Origin of the sequence: Erwinia sp. 198 (genome assembly GCF_003937915.1) — a bacterium.
GTDB lineage: Bacteria > Pseudomonadota > Gammaproteobacteria > Enterobacterales > Enterobacteriaceae > Erwinia > Erwinia aeris.
Genome location: NZ_RHUM01000004.1, coordinates 119,619 through 140,692, shown reverse-complemented (window position 1 = coordinate 140,692; position 21,074 = coordinate 119,619). Strand labels below are relative to the sequence as shown.

Below are 21,074 nucleotides of genomic sequence, written 5' to 3'. Positions count from 1 at the left end.
GAGCGCGCTTGCGGGAAAGAATGGGGATGATAAGCAGCCGGGTTAAGAAACAGGCAAGAGGAAACTAAAATGGAAAGGCAGGGGCATTGCCCCCTGCCTTTGATCGATTAACCCAGCAGCAGCTGGTTCATGCGGCGGATAAACTGGTTAGGATCTTCCAGCGTGCCGCGCTCGGCAAACATCGCCTGATCGAGCAGCAGCTCAATCCACTCGCCGAAGCGGGCTTCGTCCTGCGTATCCGCAGCGCGTTTAACCAGCGCGTGCTCCGGGTTCAGCTCAAACAAATACTTCACTTCCGGCACCGGCTGGCCCGCAGCGGCAAACAGCTTCGCCATCTGGGTGCTCATGTCGTTGGCGTCGGTGGTGACGATAGCAGGCGTGTCGGTCAGGCGGTGCGTCAGACGCACATCCTTCACGCGCTCGCCCAGCAGTGTTTTCACGCGGTCGACAAACGGCTCCAGCGCTTTTTCCGCCTCTTTCTGCTCTTCGCTCTCTTCGTCGGCCAGCTTGCTCAGCGCTTCGTCCGCCTTGCTGACGCTCTGGAAGGTTTTACCATCGAACTCGGTCAGATAGCTCATCATCCATTCGTCGATACGATCGGAGAGCAGCAGCACCTCGATGCCTTTCTTACGGAACAGCTCCAGATGCGGGCTACTTTTTGCAGCGGCATAGCTGTCGGCGGTGATGTAGTAAATCTTCTCCTGCCCTTCCACCATGCGGCTGACGTAGTCTTCCAGCGACACGGTCTGCGCGGAGCCTTCGCTGCTGGTAGAGGCGAAACGCAGCAGTTTGGCGATGGTTTCTTTGTTGGCGCTGTCTTCAGCCGGGCCTTCTTTCAGCACCAGACCAAACTGCTGCCAGAATTTCTGATACTGCTCTTCGTCATCCTTCGCCACTTTCTCCAGCATTTGCAGCGCGCGCTTGCTCAGGGCGTTGCGCAGGTTCTGGGTAATGCGGCTGTCCTGCAGGATTTCACGCGAGACGTTCAGCGGCAGATCGCTGGAGTCTATCAGGCCGCGGACGAAGCGCAGATAGTTCGGCATAAACTGCTCGGCGTCGTCCATGATAAACACGCGCTGCACGTAGAGCTTCAGCCCGTGTTTGTGATCGCGGTTCCACATGTCCCACGGCGCCTGTGAAGGGATATACAGCAGGCTGGTGTACTCCTGCTTGCCTTCTACGCGGTTGTGACTCCAGGTCAGCGGATCGGCAAAATCGTGCGAAACGTGTTTGTAGAACTCTTTATACTCGTCGTCGCTGATCTCAGACTTATTGCGCGTCCACAACGCCTGCGCCTTGTTGATTTTTTCCCAACGGGAGGTTTTCTCTTCTTCGTTATGCTCTTCAATCTCTACCGGCAGCGCGATGTGATCGGAATACTTGCTGATGATGCTGCGCACGCGCCACGCGTCCAGGAACTCGTCTTCGCCTTCGCGCAGGTGCAGCGTAATTTCCGTACCGCGAGCATCGACGGTGATATCGGCAATGGTGTACTCGCCTTCGCCTGCGGATTCCCAGAACACGCCTTCATCCGCAGCCGCTCCGGCAGCGCGGGTGCGCACGGAAACCTTGTCCGCCACGATAAAAGCGGAATAGAAGCCGACGCCAAACTGGCCGATCAGCTGGCTGTCCTTCGCCTGATCGGATCCCAAAGACTCCAGGAAGGATTTGGTGCCGGATTTGGCGATGGTGCCCAGATTTTCAATGACTTCGTCTCGCGTCATCCCGATGCCGTTATCGCTCAGCGTCAGGGTACGATTTTCCTTATCAACAGAAACACGCACGCGCAGATCGCCGTCGCCCGCGTAAAGTTCCGGCGAAGAAAGCGCGCGGAAGCGCAGCTTGTCGGCCGCATCGGAGGCGTTAGAGATCAGTTCACGCAGGAAAATTTCTTTGTTTGAATAGAGGGAATGGATCATCAGGTGCAGAAGCTGTTTTACCTCTGACTGGAAGCCACGCGTCTCTTGTCCTTTCATGGTCATTGCTACCTCAGTTAACTTGGCGGTTTACATTGAGAAGTAGAATGGGGACGACTGGCGGGTTTTCAAGACGGCACGACGCATCGTGCCGTTAAATGACTAAAATTTAATCTTGTGGCGCCCGGCCAGAGAATGGGACAGCGTGGTGCCGTCCACCATCTCCAGCTCGCCGCCAACCGGCACGCCGTGGGCGATGCGGCTGGCGTCAACGCCATACTGACCGCACAGCTCGGCAATGTAGTTGGCGGTCGCCTCACCTTCAACCGTAGGGTTAGTGGCCAGGATCACCTCCTGAATCGCCTCTTTTTCCAGCCGCTGTTCCAGCCGGTCAAGACCGATATCGTTCGGGCCAATGCCATCCAGCGGCGAAAGGTGCCCCATCAGCACAAAGTAGCGGCCGGCGAACTGCCCGGTCTGCTCAATGGCATGAATGTCGGCCGGGCTTTCTACCACGCAGATAAGTCCCGTCTGCTGACGACGAGTATTAGCGCAGATGGTGCAGATTTCCTGCTCGGTAAAGGTGCGGCAATCTGCGCAGTGTCCAATTTCCGACATGGCGCGCGTCAACGCCTGCGCCAGACGCATTCCGCCGCTGCGATCGCGCTGCAGCAGCTGGAACGCCATACGCTGGGCCGATTTCGGCCCCACGCCGGGCAGACAGCGCAGCGACTCCATCAGGCTTTCAAGGAGCGGGCTGGTCTGCATCAGAACGGCATCTTGAAGCCAGGCGGCAGCTGCATCCCGCTGGATACCGCAGACATTTTCTCTTTCTGCGCTTCCGCTACGCGACGAGCGGCATCGTTAAATGCGGCAGCGACCAGATCCTCCAGCATATCTTTGTCGTCTTCCAGCAGGCTTGGATCAACCTCTACGCGACGGCAGTTGTGCGCGCCGTTGATGGTGACCTTTACCAGTCCCGCGCCCGATTCGCCCGTTACTTCCATGGCCGCGATCTCTTCCTGCACCTGCGCCATTTTGTCCTGCATTTGCTGGGCCTGCTTCATCAGGTTACCCAGTCCGCCTTTTCCAAACATAATTTTCTCTCTTAAGCAGGGCCGCACTCATGCCGCAGCACGGGTACAGCGTTTCAAAGGGGGCGAATACTCTCTTCATCCACGTCCGCGTCAAAAAAGCGACACAGCGTCTGAATATGATTATCCGCGATAATTGACTGACGCGCCTGCGCCAGCTTCTCTTCGTAGATTTTTTGTCGCCACTCCAGCGGCGTCAGCACCGTCGGATTATCGTCTTCAATCAGCGTCAGTTCAACCGGCTTGCCTACCGCCGCGCTCAGCGCCTCGCTCAGGGCTTTCTGCGCCGATGGCGAGTTCAGGTGACGCTGGCTGGAACGCAGGTGCAGACAGATACCGTTTGCCGTCTGCTCTTTCCAGGCGTTCAACGCCAGCTGCTGCACCAGCTTCGGCAGCGTCAGCCCGGCGATTTCCGCCGCCCAGGCGTCGCGCTGCTGCGATTCCGTGGTCAGCTTCGCCATCAGCTCCGGGGTTTTCTCATGTTCTAACGCCGTGCGCAAGGCTTTGGGCGTGGCTACCGGTTCCGGCTTCGCCTCGACGGTTTGCGCTTTCCAGCGATAGGCCTCCGGCTTTACCGGTTCAGTCGCGATAACGGCGCTTTGCCGCTTCTGACCACGCTCGGTCGCGGCAGCCAGCCGCTCCAGCGCCGAGCCTGCCGGCCGCGCATTGGGCGCTGCCGGCTCACTCTTTTTTAGTTTGGTCGCTCCCTGCTGGCGCAACCGCGTTCGCGCCTGCAACAGCTGGCTGGTGGTATCAGGCAGCGGCGCGCTGGCCTGCACGGTGTGCGTCGGCGCAGGCCCTGCCGGCGGCTGGCTCTGCGCTGCGGACGGCGACGGGATCGTTTCCTGCTGGCCCGGGGCCGAAGGCTGAGCCTGCGGCACCATCGCCGGACGCGCAACCGGCTCCGCAATCACCTGTTTGGGATGAAAAGCCAGCGCGCGCAGCAGCGCCATCTCTACGCCCATGCGGCGATCGGGCGCCAGCGGCAGCTCTTTGCGGCCGACCAGTAGCGTTTGATAATAAAGCTGTACGTCGGCAGGCGGCAGAACGCGCGCCAGCTCGCGCAGGCGCTGTTCGGCGGTGGCAAATTCTTCGCCCAGCGCGGAAGGCAGCAGCTGTATCATTGCCACGCGGTGCAGCAGCGTCAGCATTTCTACCAGCAGCGCTTCCCACTCGACGCCGCGTGAAGCGGCCTGGTCCAGCAAGGACATGACCTGCTCGCCTTCGGCATTCACCAGCGCTTCGATCAGCGCCAGCGGCTGCTCGTCGTCCAGCGTGCCAAGCATAGTGCTGACCGTGGCCGTGGTGATTTGCCCCTGCCCCATGGCGATAGCCTGGTCGGTCAGGCTTAACGCGTCACGCATACTGCCATCGGCGGCTCTTGCCAACAGCTGTAACGCGCGCGCTTCGGAAGCGATCTGCTCCGCTTCCAGCACGTGCTCAAGCTGGCCGCGGATCTGGCCAACGTCCAGCGCCTTCAGATGGAATTGCAGGCAGCGCGATAAAATAGTGACCGGCAGCTTTTGCGGATCGGTAGTGGCGAGCAAAAACTTCACGTGCTCGGGCGGCTCTTCCAGCGTTTTCAACAGCGCGTTAAAGCTATGCCGCGAAAGCATATGCACTTCATCGATCAGATAAACTTTAAAGCGGCCGCGCGCGGGCGCGTACTGCACGTTATCCAGCAGATCGCGGGTATCCTCGACCTTGGTGCGCGAGGCGGCGTCGATCTCAATTAAGTCGACAAAGCGGCCCTGTTCGATTTCACGACAGTTGTCGCATTTTCCACAGGGCGTAGCGGTAATGCCGGTTTCACAGTTAAGACCTTTTGCCAGAAGACGGGCGATAGTGGTTTTTCCCACGCCCCTGGTGCCGGAAAAAAGATAAGCGTGATGGATGCGGCCAAGCGACAGGCCGTTCGCCAGCGCGGTCAGCACGTGCTCCTGACCGACGACATCACTGAACGCCTGGGGACGCCACTTGCGGGCCAGTACCTGGTAGCTCATTCGTGATTCATCATTGATTTATGGAGAATAATTCATCTAAACACCGTTAACCCGTGTTTTAGCCTCGTTGCTGATTGCCGCTACAGTGTACCAGCACGGCCTGGGTCATTCCTATCACTTTGCGTAAAACCGGCGGCTAAATCCGCTTGCGGTCAGCGCCAGCAAAAACGCCGTTCAGATAGTGATAAAAAAAGAATAGCGTGAAGTCAGGCAGGAAATTACCTGTTGCAGCCAGAAAACCTCACCACCCGAAACTCAGTCACTTTTCCTAAAATGACAAAACAGATTTACCCTCCAAAAATTAACGTATTTAATAATAGCAGCCTAAAAAAAGGATTTATTAAACAATAGTTGAAGGAGTTGGATTTATTTAAGACTTAATTAAATTAAATAACATATAACCTCTTGAAAACAAAAAATTTTATAAGAAAAATTCATACAACCCTTGTCAAATAAAACTAATGGACTGGTAAAATGGAAAATAAGAAAAGGAAATTTCACCCTGAAAAAACGGGTATGCAGACTAAAAAAAGATGGCTCGGCGCTTTTAATGCGCTGGCGATCTTTATCTCGCCCGGCGCCGTTTTTATTCATTCAGCCCAGGCGGAAGATAATATTACCGTCGGTGCCCGGGGTGGAGATGGCGGCAGCGGCAGCACCGCCAGCCTGCCGGGTGAAGCAGGCACCGGCGGCAACGGCGGCAACGGGGCTAACGCGGCGGGAAACGGCAACGGCAGCAGCGGTAGCGACGGCGTGCCGGGCAGCAACGGCGCCAACGGTACGCCGGGCGTCGACGGCGCGATCGGCACCAGAGGCGCCGACGCGACTGGCTCATTGCATAATGTGAAAGGGCAGCTGGGCATACTGCAAATTGGCGGCGACGGCGGCCGTGGTGGTCTGGTGGGTGATGCCTCAGCCGGCACCGGCGGCGGCGCGGCAGGAAAAGGCGGAAACGGTGGCAGCGGCGGTAATACAGGCATGGGCGGCGACGGCGGTAACGGTGGCGACGGCGGCAGCGGCGGTAATGGCGCGAGCGGCGGCAGCGGCGGCGTCGCGGCGGCAGGCGGAAACGGCACGCTGACTATTAATCAAAGCGCTTTTACCAGCACGGCTCTGGCCGTCGGCGGTGACGGCGCCGCCGCCAGCGCAGGAGGAAACGGTCAGCCCGGCGGCAACGGCGGCAGCGGAAAAAGCGGCGGCGAGGCGGGCGTCCCCGGTTTGCAGGCGGCCGGAGGGATGCCGGGCAACGGCGGCAACGGCGGCGCGGGAGGCAAAGGCGGCAGCGGCGGTAACGGAGCCGATGGCGGTAATGGCGGCAACGGCGTATTAACCCTCAACGGCGCTACGGTGACGGTCAGAAGTACGCTGGCCGTCGGCGGCGCAGCCGGTAACGGATCGGACGGCGGCGCTGGCGCAAACGGCGGCAACGGCGGCGATGCGGGACACACTGCCGATCCCTATGTCGAAACCAACGTCACAGGCGAAACGGGCGACAGCGGCAACGGCGGCGGCGGCGGTAAAGGCGGAAACGGCGGGCGCGGCGCTAACGGCGGCAACGGTGGCGAAGGCAGGCTGTTGCTGAATAACAGCACCGTAAACGCGCAGACGCTGAAGGTTGGCGCTAACGGTGGCAAAGGCGCTAACGGCGGCAACAGCGGCAGCAACGGCCAGGCAGGCGCGGCGGATAGCGTTGCGGCGGCCGGAAAAGGCGCGGCTGGCGGCCAGGGTGGTGAAGGCGGCAACGCCGGACAGGCCGGCGCCGGTACGCTGACGGTGGAGGGCAGCACGATGACCGTGACCTCCGGCATCTATCTTGGTGGCGACGGCGGCAACGGCGGCAACGGCGGTGCGTTACAGGGCAGCGCCGTCGCCGGTAATGGCGGTAATGCTTCCGACGGCGCGGCCGGTACGCTGTGGTTTAACAGCGGTACGCTCAATAACGGCGGCACGCTACAGCTCGGTGGCCAGGGAGGCGATGCGGGCGATGGCGGCAGCAATAATGGCGCCAAAGGTCGCTCGGGCAACGGCGGCAAAGCGGGTAACGGCGGCAACGGTATCGCCATCTTCACCAGCGGCAGCGGTCAAATCGGTACGACCGTCCAGCTCGGCGGGGCCAGCGGTAGCCACGACGGCGTGTTAAACAGCAGCGCCTGGGCGCAGACCGCTGGCGCTGGCGGCACGGGCCAGCTGGAACTGCGCGGCGGCACCTTTACCGCCGGCACGCTGGCTATCGGCACCGCCACGGTCTGGAATGCGCTGACCGGCGTCGCGTCAACGGCGGACGGGCACTATTTGCAAAGCGGTGGGACTTTCCGGGTCAATAATACGGAACTGAACAGCGGTAGCCTGATCGTCAGCGGCGGCACCTTTACCAGTAAAACGCTGGAGGCGACGCAGGGAACGCTGACCGTCAGCGGCGACGGCTCGATCGTTCTTGGCTCTACGGAGCTGAACGCGCATCACTGGCAGGAAAGCGTGACGCAGCTTCAGCAGGCGCAGCAAACAAGCTGGAACGGCAAGCTGATCCTGAGCGGCGACGGCACGATCGATTTTGCCAGCAACGAGCTCGCCTGGCGGATCGGCGGCGATGAGACAACGCAGGGATTAGGATCCTCTTCGCTAACGGTGATCCATGCCCGATCCTACATAGATTCCGGCAAAGTCGCGCTGGCGCTGGGCAATGCGCAGATTGACAATAAAGCCAGCCTGCTGGTGCTGACGGATGATGGCGTAGCCGCCGGTGAAAGCTTTAGGGTAGCAACAGGAGCAAATCCCCTGACGACGCCCGGCTGGCAGCAGGCGAACATTAATACCACCAGCCGTCTGATAATGGTTACCTCATCGACCAATGCAGAAGGAACGCTGCTCACGCTCAGCAATGCCGATTACAGCACTGCCTTGCCAAAACTCTCTCCCGGCTCGGTAAAACTGCTTAAGGCGATGACTGCTGAAGTTGGGGTAAACACGGCTTCCGACAACGCTGCCCAGCAGTTCCTTTCACAAGCGATGGACGTGCGCTACGTTAGCGATGCCGCTACCGCTGCGCGCCTGGTGGGATCCGCCATTAACTTCGCCTCCGTGGCTAACGTTGCGGGCACCAGCTATCAGGTAATGACCGCCGCGACCCGAGCCCTCGCCCGCCATCTTTCTCAAAGCGAACATCTTTTTGACGGTACGCCGCCAGAAGAAGGCTTTAACCTGTGGACATCGCTGTTTTATGATAACGCCCGTCTGGAAGGCTATAGCGCAGGCGGCTTTAATAGTAAAAGTAAAACAGGTATGGGTGGCGCTTTTATCGGCGCTGAGGATACGCTGATTACGCAACAGGGCGCGATCCTGAAAACCGGCGTCGCGCTGCATACCGGTCGGGGAAAAAGCAGGACGAGCGGCAATCTCTATCCAGTGAAAAACGACCTGGATTTCTGGGGTGGCTCCCTGTACGGCAGCTGGTTAAACAATAACTGGGATCTGGTAGCTGACGTAGACTACTCGCGGGTGAGCCATGATATGAAGATGTCGCTTCCGGCTGCGGGCTATCCAACCCTCTCAGGCGAAGCGAAATCAAGTATCATAAGCGCCGGCCTGACGGCGGAGTATCTGTTCAACCTGGAATATCTGGATGTGATGCCGCATATCGGCCTGCGCTACACCCGCCTGAAAAACCATAGCTTTACGGCGAAAAGCAGCGGCAAATCCTTGTTCAATAACGCTGCCGCTTCGGCCTCGCTCTGGTCGGTGCCGCTGGGAGTCAGCCTGGCTCGCGAATTTCAGTACGAATCGGGCTATACGTTGAAGCCCAGAGTGGATCTTTCATTTATTGCCACGACCGGCGATACCACTCACGGTACCCGCGTCAGCATGGCCGACGTGAGCGGCACGGGCTGGAGCGAATCCCGGCTTGCCGACGGTTCGGCTTTCGGCTTCAGCACGGGCGCGGTGCTGCAAAAAGGCGATCTGACCTATGGGTTACATTACGACCTGCAAAAATCGTCGCATGAAACTGCTCAGGCGGTTACGGCCTCCTTCAACATAAAATTTTAAATAAAAAAAGGCTGGCAAGCGCCAGCCTTTTTTTTCTGCAGCGGCTTAGTGACCGGGGAAGTTCACCAGGCTGAAGCACGCCAGCCCCATAGCCTTCAGGCGCGCTTCGCCGCTCAAATCAAACAGATTGATGATAAACGCTGCATCTTTTACTTCGCCGCCTGCGCGACGGATCAGCTTGACGGTAGCTTCAATCGTCCCGCCCGTAGCCAGCAGATCGTCTACCACCAGCACTTTATCGTCCGGTCCGATGGCATCGCAATGCAGTTCCAGACAGTCCGTGCCGTACTCCAGCTCGTAGGTTTCAGCAAAGGTTTTACGCGGCAGCTTGCCCGGCTTGCGTACGGGCACAAAGCCTACGCCAAGCGCCAGAGCCACCGGCGCGCCAAACAGGAAGCCGCGCGCTTCGGTACCCACAACTTTAGTAATACCTGCATCACGATAGCGTTCAACCAACAGTTCAATGCTGAGTGCATAGGCTTTTGGATCTTCCAGCAGGCTGGTGACGTCACGGAACAGAATGCCTGGCTTAGGATAATCCTCAATGCTTTTGATACTGTTTTTAAGAAATTCAAGCTGCTGCGCAGTCGCGGTCATAGTGTTATGCCTGGTAAATACAAATCTGACTCGCGCAGCTTCGTTGCTCGGGCGAGGAAGTCGCAGAGCAAGACGGGAGTGTCCGGGGGAAGCCACGCACGAAAACGACCAAATCTATGCAAATCGTCCGACAATTGCAACCGTCAGAAGCAAAATCCACGTATTTGTTGCCCTTAATCAACCTGAGTCGGCCAGGAAAAAGCAGACCAGCGCACAGATCGATCAAATTAAGCGTATTATAGGCGCGGCTCACCAGGGGAGAGAGAGAAATGAAAAGCGCCCATTTGCTTGAGCAGTTGGAAACAAAGCTGGAAGAACTGGCGCAGACCATTGCGCCTCACGCTAACCAACGCACCGCAAAAGCGCGTTTTGACAGTCAGCTGTTTCACTGCCACGGTACGCGGCTTGCCGACTATCTACAGGAAGCGCGGCAAAGTATGGCCTTACTCAGGCAAAGCGTGAACGGCCACCGCACGGAGCGCGTTGCCTGGATGGCCGAACGCGTGGTGTTACAGATAAGCGCGCTACAGCGCGAGCTGGCGACACTAAAGCTGCGCAACAGCGAAACCAGACTGGAGCCAGAGCCGGAGAATCTTTACGAGAAGCTGGCGAAACATCAGGATTACGAGCGCCGCCTGCGCGCGATGGTCGCCGATCGGGAAAGCCAGCTTGCTCATCAGGAAACGCTGGCGCAGCAGCGGAAGCTGCAGCAGGAAATTGCGGCGCTGGAGGGGCGGTTACAGCGTTGTCTGCTGGCATTAAAAAAAATCGAGCGCGCAATTGAAAACCGCGACCGACAATGAGTACGCAGCGGCCAAGCTATACTTTTTGAAAAAGCTGACTGGAGATCGCAAATGGGACTTCTCTCCTGGATAATCATCGGGCTAGCGGTAGGATTCATTACCCGCTATGTATTTCCTGGCCGCCCCGGCGGCCTGATAGCTACGCTGGCGCTGGCCATCATCGGCTCGCTGGTCGGCGGCTATATCGGGGTCTTTTTTAATTATGGCAGCCTGGCCGTAGCGGAACCCAGGGCGCAGCTGATTGCGCTGGCTGGCGCGCTGCTGATGGTGCTGGTTGCGAAAAAACTTCGTATTTAAATCGGGAGAAAACTATGTCGCTGGAAAGCGCGCCAGAAGAAGTAAAGCTGGCTGTTGATTTGATTATGCTGCTTGAAGAGAACCAGATTGCGCCGCAAACGGTACTGGCTGCTTTAGCTATCGTTCAGCGAGATTTTGAGAAAAAGGCGCGCGGCGAAAATTCTGGCGCCCTTCCCTAGCAGACGGTCTTGCGGAGCGCCGGACTGTGCATGACAGTATCAAGCAGCACTTCTACCAGCTGCGGCGCATCCGAAGCCAGATCGAAGCTTTCCGGCATAAACAGCCAGTTCTCCATGATACCGGTTATATAGCCCCGCATTACAACGGCCGTTCGGCGCGTATCCAGCTCGCCCGGCAGCTGCTGCTGCGTCATGCACTGCCGCAATACATCTTCAATTTTGTCGTAACATTCCAGATATAACGTTTGCTGCATCCTTTGCAACGTGGTCATTTCCCCGACAAATTCGCACTTATGAAAAATAATCTCCATCAGCGCACGCCTGCGCGTATCCCTTACCGTGGCTTCAAGGACATAAGTTAGCATGGCGCGCAAAACTGAGAGTGGATCGGATGGGTATTTTAATTGATACTCAAGCTCTATATTCTCCAGTCCGGTCTCGGACTGCGCCCATATTTCATTGAGTAAATCGGTTTTGTTTTTGAAGTGCCAGTAAATTGCGCCACGCGTCACGCCAGCGGCGGCGGCGATATCGGCCAGAGAAGTTTTCGCTACACCATGCTCGGAAAACCTGGCGATAGCTGCGTCAAGGATATGATTTCGTGTTTCTAACGCCTGCTGTTTGGTTTTTCGTGCCATAGGGGGATGTTAACAACCAGGGTGCACTTACATACATTTGCGAATGTATGTACCATAGCACGACCATAATTTAAACGCAGCAATGGGTTTATGGATTTTGTGATCCATTGAACAATCGATATCGGACACTCGAGGTTTATTTATGAACAAAAACAGGGGGTTAACGCCTCTGGCGGCCGTTCTGATGCTTTCAGGCAGCCTGGTGCTAACGGGATGTGATAACAAAGACGCACAACAGGGCGGTCAGCAAAAAGCGCCGGAAGTGGGCGTGCTCACCCTGAAAAGCGCACCGCTGACCATTACGACCGATCTTCCGGGTCGTACTTCCTCGTTCCGTGTTGCAGAAGTTCGCCCTCAGGTTTCGGGCATCATTCTCAAGCGTAATTTTGTGGAAGGCAGCGACGTCAAGGCCGGTCAGTCACTTTATCAAATTGACCCGGCTCCTTATCAGGCGGCCTACGACAGTGCAAAAGGGGATTTAGCTCAGGCTCAGGCTAACGCTCAAATCGCTGCGCTGACCGTTAAACGCTATAAGCCGCTGATGGGTACCAAATATATCAGTCAGCAGGACTACGATAACGCCGTATCGACGCAGAGCCAGACCGCCGCAGCCGTACAGGTGGCAAAAGCCAGCGTAGAGACTGCGCGTATCAATCTGGCCTACACCAAAGTGATTTCGCCTATCAGCGGCCGCATTGGTAAATCTGCCGTCACCGAAGGCGCGCTGGTTCAGAACGGCCAGACCACTGCTCTCGCCACAGTTCAGCAGCTTGATCCTATTTACGTCGACGTCACGCAATCGAGCGAAGATTTCATGCGTCTGCGTCAGGAGCTGAACTCTGGCAAGCTGCAGCAGGCCGACGGTAAAGCAAAAGTGAAGCTGTTGCTACCGGATGGTAGCGAATTCGCGCAAAGCGGAACATTGGAATTCTCCGATGTGACGGTGGACGAAACGACCGGTTCCATTACGCTGCGCGCCGTGTTCCCTAATCCGGATCATTCGCTGCTGCCCGGTATGTTTGTGCGCGCTCGCCTGGAAGAAGGTACCAACCCTTCCGCGCTGTTAGTGCCGCAGCAGGCCGTTACCCGCACGCCAACCGGCCAGGCTACGGCGATGGTCGTGGGCGCGGACAATAAAGTGGAATCCCGTAATTTGACCACGGAACAGGCAGTTGGCGACAAGTGGCTGGTTACGGCAGGTCTGAAAGAGGGCGACCGTGTTATCACCACCGGTGTACAGCGAGCCAAAGCGGGCGCCACTGTGACTCCGCAGGAAGTAAGTGCAGACGACGTGACCAAAACGCAGTCTGACCAACCGAAGTCTTAAACAGGAGCCGCTGATACATGGCTAAGTTCTTTATCGATCGCCCCATCTTCGCATGGGTCATCGCCATCATTATTATGCTGGTGGGCGTGCTGTCGATTCTAAAACTGCCGATTGAGCAATATCCTAATGTTGCGCCACCGGCCGTACAGATTCGCGCCACCTATCCGGGTGCCGATGCTAAAACGCTGCAGGATTCGGTAACGCAGGTTATCGAGCAGAACATGAACGGGATTGACGGCCTGATGTATATGTCGTCAAACAGCGATTCATCGGGCACGCTGCAGCTGACCCTGACCTTCGAGTCAGGTACCGATCCGGATATCGCGCAGGTTCAGGTGCAGAACAAACTGCAGCTGGCCACGCCGCTACTGCCGCAGGAAGTTCAGCAGCAGGGTATCCAGGTACAAAAATCCTCCAGCAGCTTCCTGATGGTGGCAGGTTTCGTCAACGAAGACGGCACCATGACGCAGAATGATATTGCGGACTACGTGGCGTCAAATATCAAGGATCCTATCAGCCGTACTACCGGCGTAGGCGATACCCAGATATTTGGTGCTCAGTATGCGATGCGTATCTGGATGGACCCGCACAAGCTGAATAACTATCAGCTGACGCCGGTTGACGTCATCAGCGCTATCACCGCGCAGAACGCCCAGGTGGCCGCCGGTCAGCTTGGCGGTTCGCCGCCGGTGCCGGGCCAGCAGCTTAACGCCTCTATCATTGCGCAAACCCGCCTGACCTCTACTGACGAGTTCGGCAAAATCCTGTTGAAAGTCAACACGGACGGTTCTCGCGTACTGTTAAAAGACGTGGCGAAAATCGAGCTGGGTGGCGAAAACTACGAGGTTATCGCGCGCTATAACGGCAAACCGGCTTCCGGTATCGGTATTAAACTGGCTACCGGCGCTAACGCACTGGACACGGCGGCAGCGGTCAAAGCCGAGCTGGGCAAGCTGGAACCGTTCTTCCCGGCCGGTCTGAAAGTGGTTTATCCGTACGACACTACGCCGTTCGTTAAAATCTCCATCATGGAGGTGGTGAAAACGCTGATTGAAGCGATCGTGCTGGTCTTTATCGTAATGTATCTGTTCCTGCAGAACTTCCGCGCCACGCTGATCCCGACGATCGCCGTGCCGGTCGTACTGTTGGGTACCTTTGCCATTATCAGCGCCTTCGGCTATTCGATAAACACGCTAACGATGTTCGGGATGGTGCTCGCCATCGGCCTGCTGGTGGATGACGCCATCGTGGTGGTGGAGAACGTCGAACGCGTAATGGCGGAAGAAGGCCTGCCGCCTAAAGAGGCAACCCGCAAGTCCATGGGGCAGATCCAGGGCGCGCTGGTCGGTATTGCGCTGGTGCTTTCGGCCGTATTTATCCCGATGGCGTTCTTCGGCGGCTCTACCGGCGTTATCTATCGCCAGTTCTCCATCACGATCGTTTCCGCGATGGTGCTGTCGGTTATCGTCGCACTGATCCTGACGCCTGCGCTTTGCGCAACGTTACTCAAGCCGATTAAGAAAGGTGACCACGGTAAAACCACCGGCTTTTTCGGCTGGTTTAACCGCATGTTCGACAAAAGTACCAACCACTATACCGACAGCGTGGGCCACATCATTCGCAGCACCGGCCGCTATCTGTTGATCTATCTGGTGATCGTGGTTGGCATGGCTTATATGTTCGTGAAGCTGCCAAGCGCCTTCCTGCCGGAAGAGGATCAGGGGCTGCTGCTGGCGCAGGCTTCGCTGCCTGCCGGTGCGACCCAGGGCCGTACGCAAAAGGTACTGGATCAGGTAACGGACTACTTCCTGACCAAAGAGAAGGATAACGTGCGTTCGGTGTTTACCGTTAACGGCTTCGGCTTTGCGGGACGCGGCCAGAACACCGGTATCGCCTTCGTCAGCCTGAAGCCGTGGGACGAGCGCAGCGGGTCGGAAAACAAAGTAGAAGGCATTGCCGGTCGTGCCATGCAGGCTTTCGGCGCCATCAAAGATGCGATGGTGATCCCGTTTAACCTGCCGGCGATTATCGAACTTGGTAACGCCACCGGCTTTGACTTTGAGCTGATTGACCAGGGCAACCTGGGCCATGAGGCCCTGACCAATGCCCGTAACCAGCTGCTTGGCATGGCTGCCCAGCATCCGGATACGCTGGTGGGTATGCGTCCAAACGGTCTGGAAGATACGCCGCAGTACAAGCTGACTATCGACCAGGAGAAAGCGGAAGCGCTGGGCGTATCTATTTCTGATATCAACACCACGCTGGGTGCGGCCTGGGGCGGCTCTTACGTCAATGACTTCATCGATCGCGGTCGTGTGAAGAAAGTTTACGTAATGGGGCAAGCCAATGCTCGTATGCTGCCTGGCGATATCGATAAATGGTACGTGCGCGCCTCAAATGGCGAAATGGTGCCGTTCTCCTCCTTCGCCAGCGCGAAATGGCAGTACGGTTCACCGCGTCTGGAACGCTATAACGGACTGCCTTCTATGGAGATCCTGGGTCAGGCTGCACCAGGCAAAAGTTCGGGCGACGCCATGAACCTGATGGAAGAGCTGGCCTCGAAGCTGCCGAAGGGCATTGGCTACGAGTGGACGGGCATGTCCTACCAGGAACGTCTCTCTGGCAACCAGGCGCCAGCGCTCTATGCTATCTCGCTGATCGTCGTGTTCCTGTGTCTGGCAGCGCTGTATGAGAGCTGGTCGATTCCTTTCTCGGTCATGCTTGTTGTGCCGCTGGGTGTTATCGGTGCCCTGCTGTTCACCACTCTGCGCGGCCTGAGCAATGACGTGTACTTTGTGGTAGGCCTGTTGACCACCATCGGGCTGTCCGCGAAGAACGCCATTCTGATCGTCGAGTTCGCCAAAGATTTGATGGAGAAAGAAGGCAAAGGTCTGATAGAAGCGACGCTGGAAGCGGTACGTATGCGTCTTCGTCCTATCCTGATGACCTCGCTGGCCTTTATCCTGGGCGTACTGCCGCTGACCATCAGTACCGGCGCCGGCTCCGGCGCGCAGAACGCAGTAGGTACTGGCGTAATGGGCGGTATGGTGACGGCGACTATTCTGGCTATCTTCTTCGTGCCTGTGTTCTTTGTGGTGGTTCGCCGCCGCTTCAGCAAGCATAAAGAGGATCTGGAACCACATCATACGGATCGCCCTCACTAAGGCATCCCGCTTGATCTTTAAGAGGCCGCTTTTGCGGCCTCTTTTTTCTTCACCCAGCCGGTAAAGCCTGTTTTCCGACTGTCCTGCTGCTGGCGCACGCGCTGTCCGTGTGTAGTCCTGTCGGTTCCCGCTCCCTGTATCCCTTTGCCCTGCTCACTTTTTTCCTGTTCCCGAGTTCTCCTGCTCCTCGCTGTTTCCTTGTCCTGTTATCGCGGCCAGCTTCCGCCCTCTTCTACGCTTGCATTTTGAAATCGCAGCGCGCATAATTATTGTTATGTTATAACATACGATATCAGGGGGTTTCATGAAACCAGCTATCCATCCGGCTTACCGCACCGTCGCTTTTCACGACACCAGCGCCGACACCTTTTTTGTCGTCGGCTCTACCATTAAAACCGACCGCACTATCGAGCTGGACGGTAAAACACTGCCTTATGTAGCGCTGGACGTCTCTTCGGCCTCCCATGCCTACTACACCGGTAAACAAAAAGAGTTTGCCAAAGAAGGCAGCGCGCACCGCTTTAACCAGCGTTTTGGTCGTTTTTTCAGTAAGTAAGGAGCGAAAATGCAGGTGCTTAATTCACTGGCCTCGGCCAGAAAACGTCATAAAGACTGCAAAATCGTGCGCCGTCACGGCCGGGTTTTTGTGATTTGTAAAAGCAACCCGCGCTTTAAAGCGGTTCAGGGCAAAAAGAAAAAGCGCTAATGGTATGCAAGCGGCATTAAAGCCGCTTTTACCATAAGAATAACGTGCGCGTTCTCCCGCTCCCCTGTCCACCACGTACTCTTCCACCGATTAAATGCCGGGAAAAGGCAGCCGGCATAAAGTCTGCTTTTGCAATACAAAGCGCCTGAGAAATGTAGTCACCAAAAAGGCTACTTTTATCTGGTGGTGAAGGTTTATTCAGGCGGGCCGGCTATCGGCCCGCCTTTTTATTTCATGCTGCCCAGCATCGCCGTTACGTTATGACGAAAAGCCGCTTCCAGAGAATCGGCCGCGCCGCCTTTTTTCGTCAGCGCCTCCGGGTAAAGCTCGCCGCCGGGAAGTGCGCCGGTTGCCGAAGCGATCTGCTGTACCAGCCGAGGATCGGTCTGGTTTTCAATAAAGTAGCTGTGGATATGCTCATTTTTCAGCTGGGTAATCAGCCCCGCTACGTCGGCAGCGCTGGCCTCAGATTCCGTAGAGAAGCCGACTGGCGACATAAAGGTTACGCCATAGCGCTGACCAAAATAGCCGAAGGCATCGTGGCTGGTCAGCACTTTACGCTTCGCCGCCGGGACGGCCGCAAATTGAACGGCGGCCCACTCGTCCAGCTTTTGCAGTTGGCCAATATAGGCCGCGCCGCGCTGGCGGAAGTAGTTTGCATCCTGCGGATCGGCAGCAATCAATGCATTCATCACGTTGCTGGCATAGATTTCGCCGTTTTTCATGCTGTTCCAGGCGTGCGGATCGGTAACCGTTTTTCCCTCTTCCTCCATAGTGCGCGTCGTAATGTCTGCTGAAGCGACAACAACATGGCCTTTGTATTGCGAAGCTGAAATCAGGCGATCCATCCAGCCTTCCAGCCCCAGGCCGCTGACGAATACCACATCCGCTTTAGCCAGCGCCTGGCTGTCCCGCGGCGTGGGCTCAAAGCTGTGCGGATCGCCATTCGGCCCGACCAGGCTTTTTACCTCTACATGCTCGCCACCGACCTGCTTAACAATATCGGCCAACACGGTAAAACTGGCTACCGTCTCCAGCGTTTTTGCCATCGCCAGCGGCGTGGCACACAGGGCGGCCAGCGCCAGCACAAGGGGTAACTTTTTCATCTTTTCTCCTTATCAACAGTAAAAAAACGCGCGCGCAGTATCCCGCCGCATGGCCCCACTAAAATCGAGATAAAGAACAGCAGCGCGGCACAGAGCACTACGGCGGGCCCGGCAGGCAGCGCCAGGCAGAATGAGGCAGACAGGCCGCTGAAGCTGGCGATCAGCGCCAGTATCATGGCGGTGCCAATCATGCCGGGCAGTTCTTTACGCCAGAAACGAGATGCCGCTGCGGGCAGCATCATCAGCCCCACGCACATCAGCGTGCCGAGAACCTGAAAGCCTGCGACCAGGTTGGTCACAACCAGTATCAGAAAAAGCGCGTGCACCAGCGGTGCGACCCAGCGGCTCTGCGCGCGTAAAAAAGCAGGATCGAAGGCATCGATCGCCAGCGGACGATAAATCAGCGCCAGAGCCAGCAGCGTAACCGATGCTATCGCGCTGACCAGCAGAAGCGAGGGGTTATCAACGGCCAACAAAGAGCCGAACAGCACATGCAGCAAATCGACGCTGGAGCCGCGCAGTGAAACCAGCGTCACGCCCAGCGCCAGCGAACCGAGATAAAAACCGGCAAAGCTGGCGTCCTCACGCAGCGGCGTATAGCGGCTGACCGCGCCTGACAGCAGCGCTACCGACAGCCCGGCGATAATGCCGCCAGTTCCCATCGCCACCAGCGAAAGGCCGGAAATCAAATAGCCGATAGCCGCGCCGGGCAGCACCGCATGGGAAAGCGCGTCGCCGACCAGGCTCATGCGGCGCAGCAGCAAAAAGACGCCCAGCGGCGTGGCGCTGAGCGAAAGCGCAATGCAGGCAACCAGCGCGCGGCGCATAAAGGCGAATTCGATAAAAGGATGTAAAAGCGTCATGCTGACTCCAACACGATCGGTTCCGGCGTTGGCGTGATCCATTTTGCCTGAGTGGGCTCCAGCCGCAGGATCTGCGGGAAGGATTGCGTAACCATCGTCATATCGTGCAGCACCACGATCAGCGTACAGCCAGCCCGATGCCGCGCCTGCAGCAGCGCCAGCAGCAGACTGGTCGTTTCCGTATCGATGCCGGTAAAAGGTTCATCAAGCAGCAGTAGCGAAGCATCCTGTACCAGTAGCCTGGCGAAAAGTACACGCTGTAGCTGCCCGCCAGAAAGCGTACCGGGCTGCGCGGCGGCGAATTCAGCCATATTGACCTGTTCCAGCGCCGCCATGACCCGCTGCCTTTCAAAGCGACCGATAGCCCCAAACCAGCCGCAGCGTCGCCAGCAGCCCATCGCCACCAGATCGGCTACGCTGACAGGGAAATTTCTCTCAACCTCGGATTGCTGCGGTAACCATGCAGTATCCTGCGTCAGGCGCCTGAGTTGGCCGCTTACGGGTGGCAGCAAGCCCGCGAAGGTTTTTAGCAGCGTTGATTTTCCACAGCCATTTGCTCCCACCAGCGCGGTCATTGACCCTGGCTGGAACGTGCCGTTAAGACACGGGGTAACGGCGTTCCCGCTATAGCCGACCCGGAGATCCGTCAGCGTAATCATGAGGATATCGCCCACCCGTTCAGCGCCAGCAAAGCCAGCACGGCGATCAGAGCAAAAAGTAAACGTGTTTGTGCTGATTGCATCAGTAAGGTAGGACGAGAAGAAGCAGTAAAACTAAACATGACCGCACCATTGTTACGTTATAACATAACAATAGCATATTACGACGCTGCGAAACGTGCTGAACTAAAATGTATCTTTTTATTTCCACAAAAAGGAATAAAAAGAGATGTGGTTATATAAAATTTATTCATCTTAATCGGTTTTTTCTATCGCAGAAAGCGGGATCCTCTACTAAAATAATTAATAGTCAAATCATCAAGATAGTTTTTTCTCTATTTAGCCGACTTGATTATTTTAAAGCTAACAACAATTATCTGTATAAGCGTTTATTAACTCTGTGGAGAAAAAATGCGCAAACGTATTCCTGTCTCTTCAGTGCCTGATGAAGAAAATGAGTCTGAATGGATTAGCCTTATTCAGCGGATTATTCCCAAAATAGAAACCGAGTTAACTGGCTCACTGTTATGGTATTCACAAAATGCGCAGTATGTTCCGGGAAGTGTGAAAATTATTTCAGTTGAACAAACGGAGCCGTCGGGTTACAAAATGACTTACAGTTTCTGCTGGAACGTTTTCAACGCCTGTCTTGATATCGATGCAGATGAAACGACAATCCAGTCAGTAAATTTTGAAAGCCGGCCTGATGCGCTGATATTTGATTTCATTGATACGGAACGCGCCGCAGCCGCGGATGAATTGTAATTTTTAGTAATAGTAATCAAAATACAATTTAAGAGAGTTATATTTATTAAACCGCTCGCACAAGATTCAATATCGCTTCCTGGCATCCCGCTCGCAGAAAGCCTGCGGTATACGATTTTTCACTGGCTATGGAGGGGAAAAAGATGGACGAATACTCACCGAAAAGGCATGATATTGCCCAGCTGAAATTTTTGTGTGAAAACCTGTATGATGAAAGTCTGGCCACGTTAGGCGACAGCCATCACGGCTGGGTTAACGATCCAACTTCAGCAATTAATCTGCAGCTTAATGACCTGATTGAGCATATTGCTGGTTTTACCATGAATTACAAAATTAAGCATATTGAAGACAGCGAGTTGATTAGTCAGATTGATGAATATCTTGACGATACCTTTATGCTTTTCAGCAACTACGGTATTAATGGCCAGGATCTTCAGCGCTGGCAGAAATCAGCGAAACGGCTGTTCAACGTTTTTACAGAGGAATGTGCTGTCGTCACCGCACAGACAAGCCATTCATTTTAGTAACCTTTATTTTTCCAATGGTTTAATAATGACAGATAAACTACTTACGAAAACTGATTATCTGATGCGTTTAAGACGATGCCGTTCAATTGACACGCTCGAACGCGTTATCGAAAAAAACAAATACGAATTATCTGATAATGAGCTGGCCGTATTTTATTCAGCGGCGGATCATCGGCTTGCCGAACTGACGATGAATAAGCTTTACGATAAAGTGCCGGTTTCTGTCTGGAAGTTTGTACGATAAGAGATAAAGCGGTGAGGGTTCCCCGGAGGAATTGGGTGGGGGCCCTGCCAGCTACATCCCGGCACACGCGTCACCTGCTGCGGCTGCTTCCTTCCGGATCTGACCGAGTTCACAAGTTAGCATTGCGGGAGAACCAACCGGGCCC

Annotated in this window: 20 protein-coding genes, 1 other RNA gene and 1 other annotated feature; of the genes, 11 read left to right on the top strand and 10 right to left on the bottom strand. The window is 56.1% G+C overall.

The window, feature by feature from the left end; genetic code table 11:
* Positions 1-107: 107 nt before the first annotated feature.
* The 4 genes from htpG to dnaX all read right to left on the bottom strand — a co-directional run bounded on the left by htpG (position 108) and on the right by dnaX (position 5,013).
* A complete protein-coding gene (gene htpG, locus EGK14_RS07470) occupies positions 108-1,982 on the bottom strand; it encodes a molecular chaperone HtpG (RefSeq protein WP_125288463.1) in 1,875 nt (624 codons plus the stop codon).
* A gap of 96 nt (positions 1,983-2,078) precedes the next feature.
* The gene (gene recR / locus EGK14_RS07465; protein WP_125288462.1) at positions 2,079-2,684 is read right to left on the bottom strand and encodes a recombination mediator RecR; all 606 of its coding nucleotides are present in this window, start codon (positions 2,682-2,684) and stop codon (positions 2,079-2,081) included.
* Entirely contained in the window at positions 2,684-3,013 is a 330-nt protein-coding gene (locus tag EGK14_RS07460; protein ID WP_125288461.1) for a YbaB/EbfC family nucleoid-associated protein, read from the bottom strand. Before EGK14_RS07460 ends, recR begins: the two co-directional genes overlap by 1 nt.
* A 53-nt stretch (positions 3,014-3,066) precedes the next feature.
* Positions 3,067-5,013 carry a DNA polymerase III subunit gamma/tau gene (dnaX, locus tag EGK14_RS07455; RefSeq protein ID WP_125288460.1) on the bottom strand — a complete coding sequence of 649 codons (1,947 nt, stop codon included), beginning with the start codon at positions 5,011-5,013 and terminating at the stop codon, positions 3,067-3,069.
* Positions 3,661-3,722: a sequence feature (DnaX frameshifting element), on the bottom strand. It overlaps the preceding gene by 62 nt.
* 516 nt (positions 5,014-5,529) lie before the next feature.
* On the opposite strand from dnaX, the gene EGK14_RS07450 reads away from it, so the two are divergent.
* Positions 5,530-9,054 (top strand): autotransporter outer membrane beta-barrel domain-containing protein, encoded by a 3,525-nt coding sequence (locus tag EGK14_RS07450; protein WP_125288459.1) that lies wholly within the window; start codon positions 5,530-5,532, stop codon positions 9,052-9,054.
* A gap of 45 nt (positions 9,055-9,099) precedes the next feature.
* Here the strand turns inward: EGK14_RS07450 and apt are convergent, their stop codons facing one another.
* Positions 9,100-9,651: an adenine phosphoribosyltransferase gene (gene apt, locus EGK14_RS07445; RefSeq protein WP_125288458.1), complete on the bottom strand. Its 552-nt coding sequence runs from the start codon at positions 9,649-9,651 to the stop codon at positions 9,100-9,102.
* A 269-nt stretch (positions 9,652-9,920) separates the two neighbouring features.
* On the opposite strand from apt, the gene priC reads away from it, so the two are divergent.
* The 3 genes from priC to rsmS are packed head-to-tail and all read left to right on the top strand — an operon-like array spanning position 9,921 to position 10,930.
* Positions 9,921-10,454, top strand: a complete 534-nt coding sequence (gene priC, locus EGK14_RS07440) for a primosomal replication protein PriC (RefSeq protein WP_125288457.1) — start codon at positions 9,921-9,923, stop codon at positions 10,452-10,454.
* A 51-nt stretch (positions 10,455-10,505) separates the two neighbouring features.
* On the top strand, positions 10,506-10,751 hold the full coding sequence (locus tag EGK14_RS07435; RefSeq protein WP_125288456.1) for a GlsB/YeaQ/YmgE family stress response membrane protein: 246 nt from the start codon (positions 10,506-10,508) through the stop codon (positions 10,749-10,751).
* 14 nt (positions 10,752-10,765) lie between these two features.
* On the top strand, positions 10,766-10,930 hold the full coding sequence (gene rsmS / locus EGK14_RS07430; RefSeq protein WP_125288455.1) for a pleiotropic regulatory protein RsmS: 165 nt from the start codon (positions 10,766-10,768) through the stop codon (positions 10,928-10,930).
* On the opposite strand, the gene acrR is transcribed toward rsmS, so the two are convergent.
* Positions 10,927-11,568 (bottom strand): multidrug efflux transporter transcriptional repressor AcrR, encoded by a 642-nt coding sequence (gene acrR / locus EGK14_RS07425; protein ID WP_125288454.1) that lies wholly within the window; start codon positions 11,566-11,568, stop codon positions 10,927-10,929. The genes rsmS and acrR overlap by 4 nt on opposite strands.
* Positions 11,569-11,710: 142 nt before the next feature.
* Between acrR and EGK14_RS07420 the strand changes: the two genes are divergently transcribed.
* From EGK14_RS07420 to ykgO, 4 genes are all read left to right on the top strand, one after another.
* Positions 11,711-12,895 (top strand): efflux RND transporter periplasmic adaptor subunit, encoded by a 1,185-nt coding sequence (locus EGK14_RS07420; RefSeq protein WP_125288453.1) that lies wholly within the window; start codon positions 11,711-11,713, stop codon positions 12,893-12,895.
* Positions 12,896-12,912: 17 nt separating this feature from the next.
* Entirely contained in the window at positions 12,913-16,059 is a 3,147-nt protein-coding gene (gene acrB, locus EGK14_RS07415; RefSeq protein WP_125288452.1) for a multidrug efflux RND transporter permease subunit AcrB, read from the top strand.
* Between the two features lie 304 nt (positions 16,060-16,363).
* On the top strand, positions 16,364-16,615 hold the full coding sequence (locus EGK14_RS07410) for a type B 50S ribosomal protein L31 (protein WP_125288451.1): 252 nt from the start codon (positions 16,364-16,366) through the stop codon (positions 16,613-16,615).
* A gap of 9 nt (positions 16,616-16,624) precedes the next feature.
* A complete protein-coding gene (gene ykgO, locus EGK14_RS07405) occupies positions 16,625-16,765 on the top strand; it encodes a type B 50S ribosomal protein L36 (RefSeq protein WP_125288450.1) in 141 nt (46 codons plus the stop codon).
* 227 nt (positions 16,766-16,992) lie between these two features.
* Here ykgO and EGK14_RS07400 read toward each other — a convergent pair whose 3' ends face one another.
* The 3 genes from EGK14_RS07400 to EGK14_RS07390 are packed head-to-tail and all read right to left on the bottom strand — an operon-like array spanning position 16,993 to position 19,393.
* The gene (locus EGK14_RS07400; protein ID WP_125288449.1) at positions 16,993-17,871 is read right to left on the bottom strand and encodes a metal ABC transporter substrate-binding protein; all 879 of its coding nucleotides are present in this window, start codon (positions 17,869-17,871) and stop codon (positions 16,993-16,995) included.
* Positions 17,868-18,734, bottom strand: a complete 867-nt coding sequence (locus EGK14_RS07395) for a metal ABC transporter permease (RefSeq protein ID WP_125288448.1) — start codon at positions 18,732-18,734, stop codon at positions 17,868-17,870. The genes EGK14_RS07400 and EGK14_RS07395 overlap by 4 nt, the downstream gene beginning before the upstream one ends.
* Positions 18,731-19,393 carry a metal ABC transporter ATP-binding protein gene (locus tag EGK14_RS07390; RefSeq protein WP_125288631.1) on the bottom strand — a complete coding sequence of 221 codons (663 nt, stop codon included), beginning with the start codon at positions 19,391-19,393 and terminating at the stop codon, positions 18,731-18,733. Before EGK14_RS07390 ends, EGK14_RS07395 begins: the two co-directional genes overlap by 4 nt.
* A gap of 411 nt (positions 19,394-19,804) precedes the next feature.
* Here EGK14_RS07390 and EGK14_RS07385 point away from each other — a divergent pair, with 411 nt between their 5' ends.
* From EGK14_RS07385 to EGK14_RS07375, 3 genes are all read left to right on the top strand, one after another.
* A complete protein-coding gene (locus EGK14_RS07385) occupies positions 19,805-20,158 on the top strand; it encodes a hypothetical protein (RefSeq protein ID WP_125288447.1) in 354 nt (117 codons plus the stop codon).
* A 143-nt stretch (positions 20,159-20,301) separates the two neighbouring features.
* A complete protein-coding gene (gene tomB / locus EGK14_RS07380) occupies positions 20,302-20,682 on the top strand; it encodes an Hha toxicity modulator TomB (RefSeq protein WP_125288630.1) in 381 nt (126 codons plus the stop codon).
* Between the two features lie 28 nt (positions 20,683-20,710).
* Positions 20,711-20,929: an HHA domain-containing protein gene (locus EGK14_RS07375; RefSeq protein WP_125288446.1), complete on the top strand. Its 219-nt coding sequence runs from the start codon at positions 20,711-20,713 to the stop codon at positions 20,927-20,929.
* 42 nt (positions 20,930-20,971) lie between these two features.
* Here the strand turns inward: EGK14_RS07375 and ffs are convergent.
* Positions 20,972-21,068, bottom strand: an RNA gene (gene ffs / locus EGK14_RS07370) — signal recognition particle sRNA small type.
* Positions 21,069-21,074 lie beyond the last annotated feature (6 nt).

Bases quoted from the DNA above. Each gene is read 5' to 3' on its own strand.
- htpG (WP_125288463.1), bottom strand. From the start codon at position 1,982: ATGACCATGAAAGGACAAGAGACGCGTGGCTTCCAGTCAGAGGTAAAA.
- recR (WP_125288462.1), bottom strand. From the start codon at position 2,684: ATGCAGACCAGCCCGCTCCTTGAAAGCCTGATGGAGTCGCTGCGCTGT.
- EGK14_RS07460 (WP_125288461.1), bottom strand. From the start codon at position 3,013: ATGTTTGGAAAAGGCGGACTGGGTAACCTGATGAAGCAGGCCCAGCAA.
- dnaX (WP_125288460.1), bottom strand. From the start codon at position 5,013: ATGAGCTACCAGGTACTGGCCCGCAAGTGGCGTCCCCAGGCGTTCAGT.
- EGK14_RS07450 (WP_125288459.1), top strand. From the start codon at position 5,530: ATGCAGACTAAAAAAAGATGGCTCGGCGCTTTTAATGCGCTGGCGATC.
- apt (WP_125288458.1), bottom strand. From the start codon at position 9,651: ATGACCGCGACTGCGCAGCAGCTTGAATTTCTTAAAAACAGTATCAAA.
- priC (WP_125288457.1), top strand. From the start codon at position 9,921: ATGAAAAGCGCCCATTTGCTTGAGCAGTTGGAAACAAAGCTGGAAGAA.
- EGK14_RS07435 (WP_125288456.1), top strand. From the start codon at position 10,506: ATGGGACTTCTCTCCTGGATAATCATCGGGCTAGCGGTAGGATTCATT.
- rsmS (WP_125288455.1), top strand. From the start codon at position 10,766: ATGTCGCTGGAAAGCGCGCCAGAAGAAGTAAAGCTGGCTGTTGATTTG.
- acrR (WP_125288454.1), bottom strand. From the start codon at position 11,568: ATGGCACGAAAAACCAAACAGCAGGCGTTAGAAACACGAAATCATATC.
- EGK14_RS07420 (WP_125288453.1), top strand. From the start codon at position 11,711: ATGAACAAAAACAGGGGGTTAACGCCTCTGGCGGCCGTTCTGATGCTT.
- acrB (WP_125288452.1), top strand. From the start codon at position 12,913: ATGGCTAAGTTCTTTATCGATCGCCCCATCTTCGCATGGGTCATCGCC.
- EGK14_RS07410 (WP_125288451.1), top strand. From the start codon at position 16,364: ATGAAACCAGCTATCCATCCGGCTTACCGCACCGTCGCTTTTCACGAC.
- ykgO (WP_125288450.1), top strand. From the start codon at position 16,625: ATGCAGGTGCTTAATTCACTGGCCTCGGCCAGAAAACGTCATAAAGAC.
- EGK14_RS07400 (WP_125288449.1), bottom strand. From the start codon at position 17,871: ATGAAAAAGTTACCCCTTGTGCTGGCGCTGGCCGCCCTGTGTGCCACG.
- EGK14_RS07395 (WP_125288448.1), bottom strand. From the start codon at position 18,734: ATGACGCTTTTACATCCTTTTATCGAATTCGCCTTTATGCGCCGCGCG.
- EGK14_RS07390 (WP_125288631.1), bottom strand. From the start codon at position 19,393: ATGATTACGCTGACGGATCTCCGGGTCGGCTATAGCGGGAACGCCGTT.
- EGK14_RS07385 (WP_125288447.1), top strand. From the start codon at position 19,805: ATGCGCAAACGTATTCCTGTCTCTTCAGTGCCTGATGAAGAAAATGAG.
- tomB (WP_125288630.1), top strand. From the start codon at position 20,302: ATGGACGAATACTCACCGAAAAGGCATGATATTGCCCAGCTGAAATTT.
- EGK14_RS07375 (WP_125288446.1), top strand. From the start codon at position 20,711: ATGACAGATAAACTACTTACGAAAACTGATTATCTGATGCGTTTAAGA.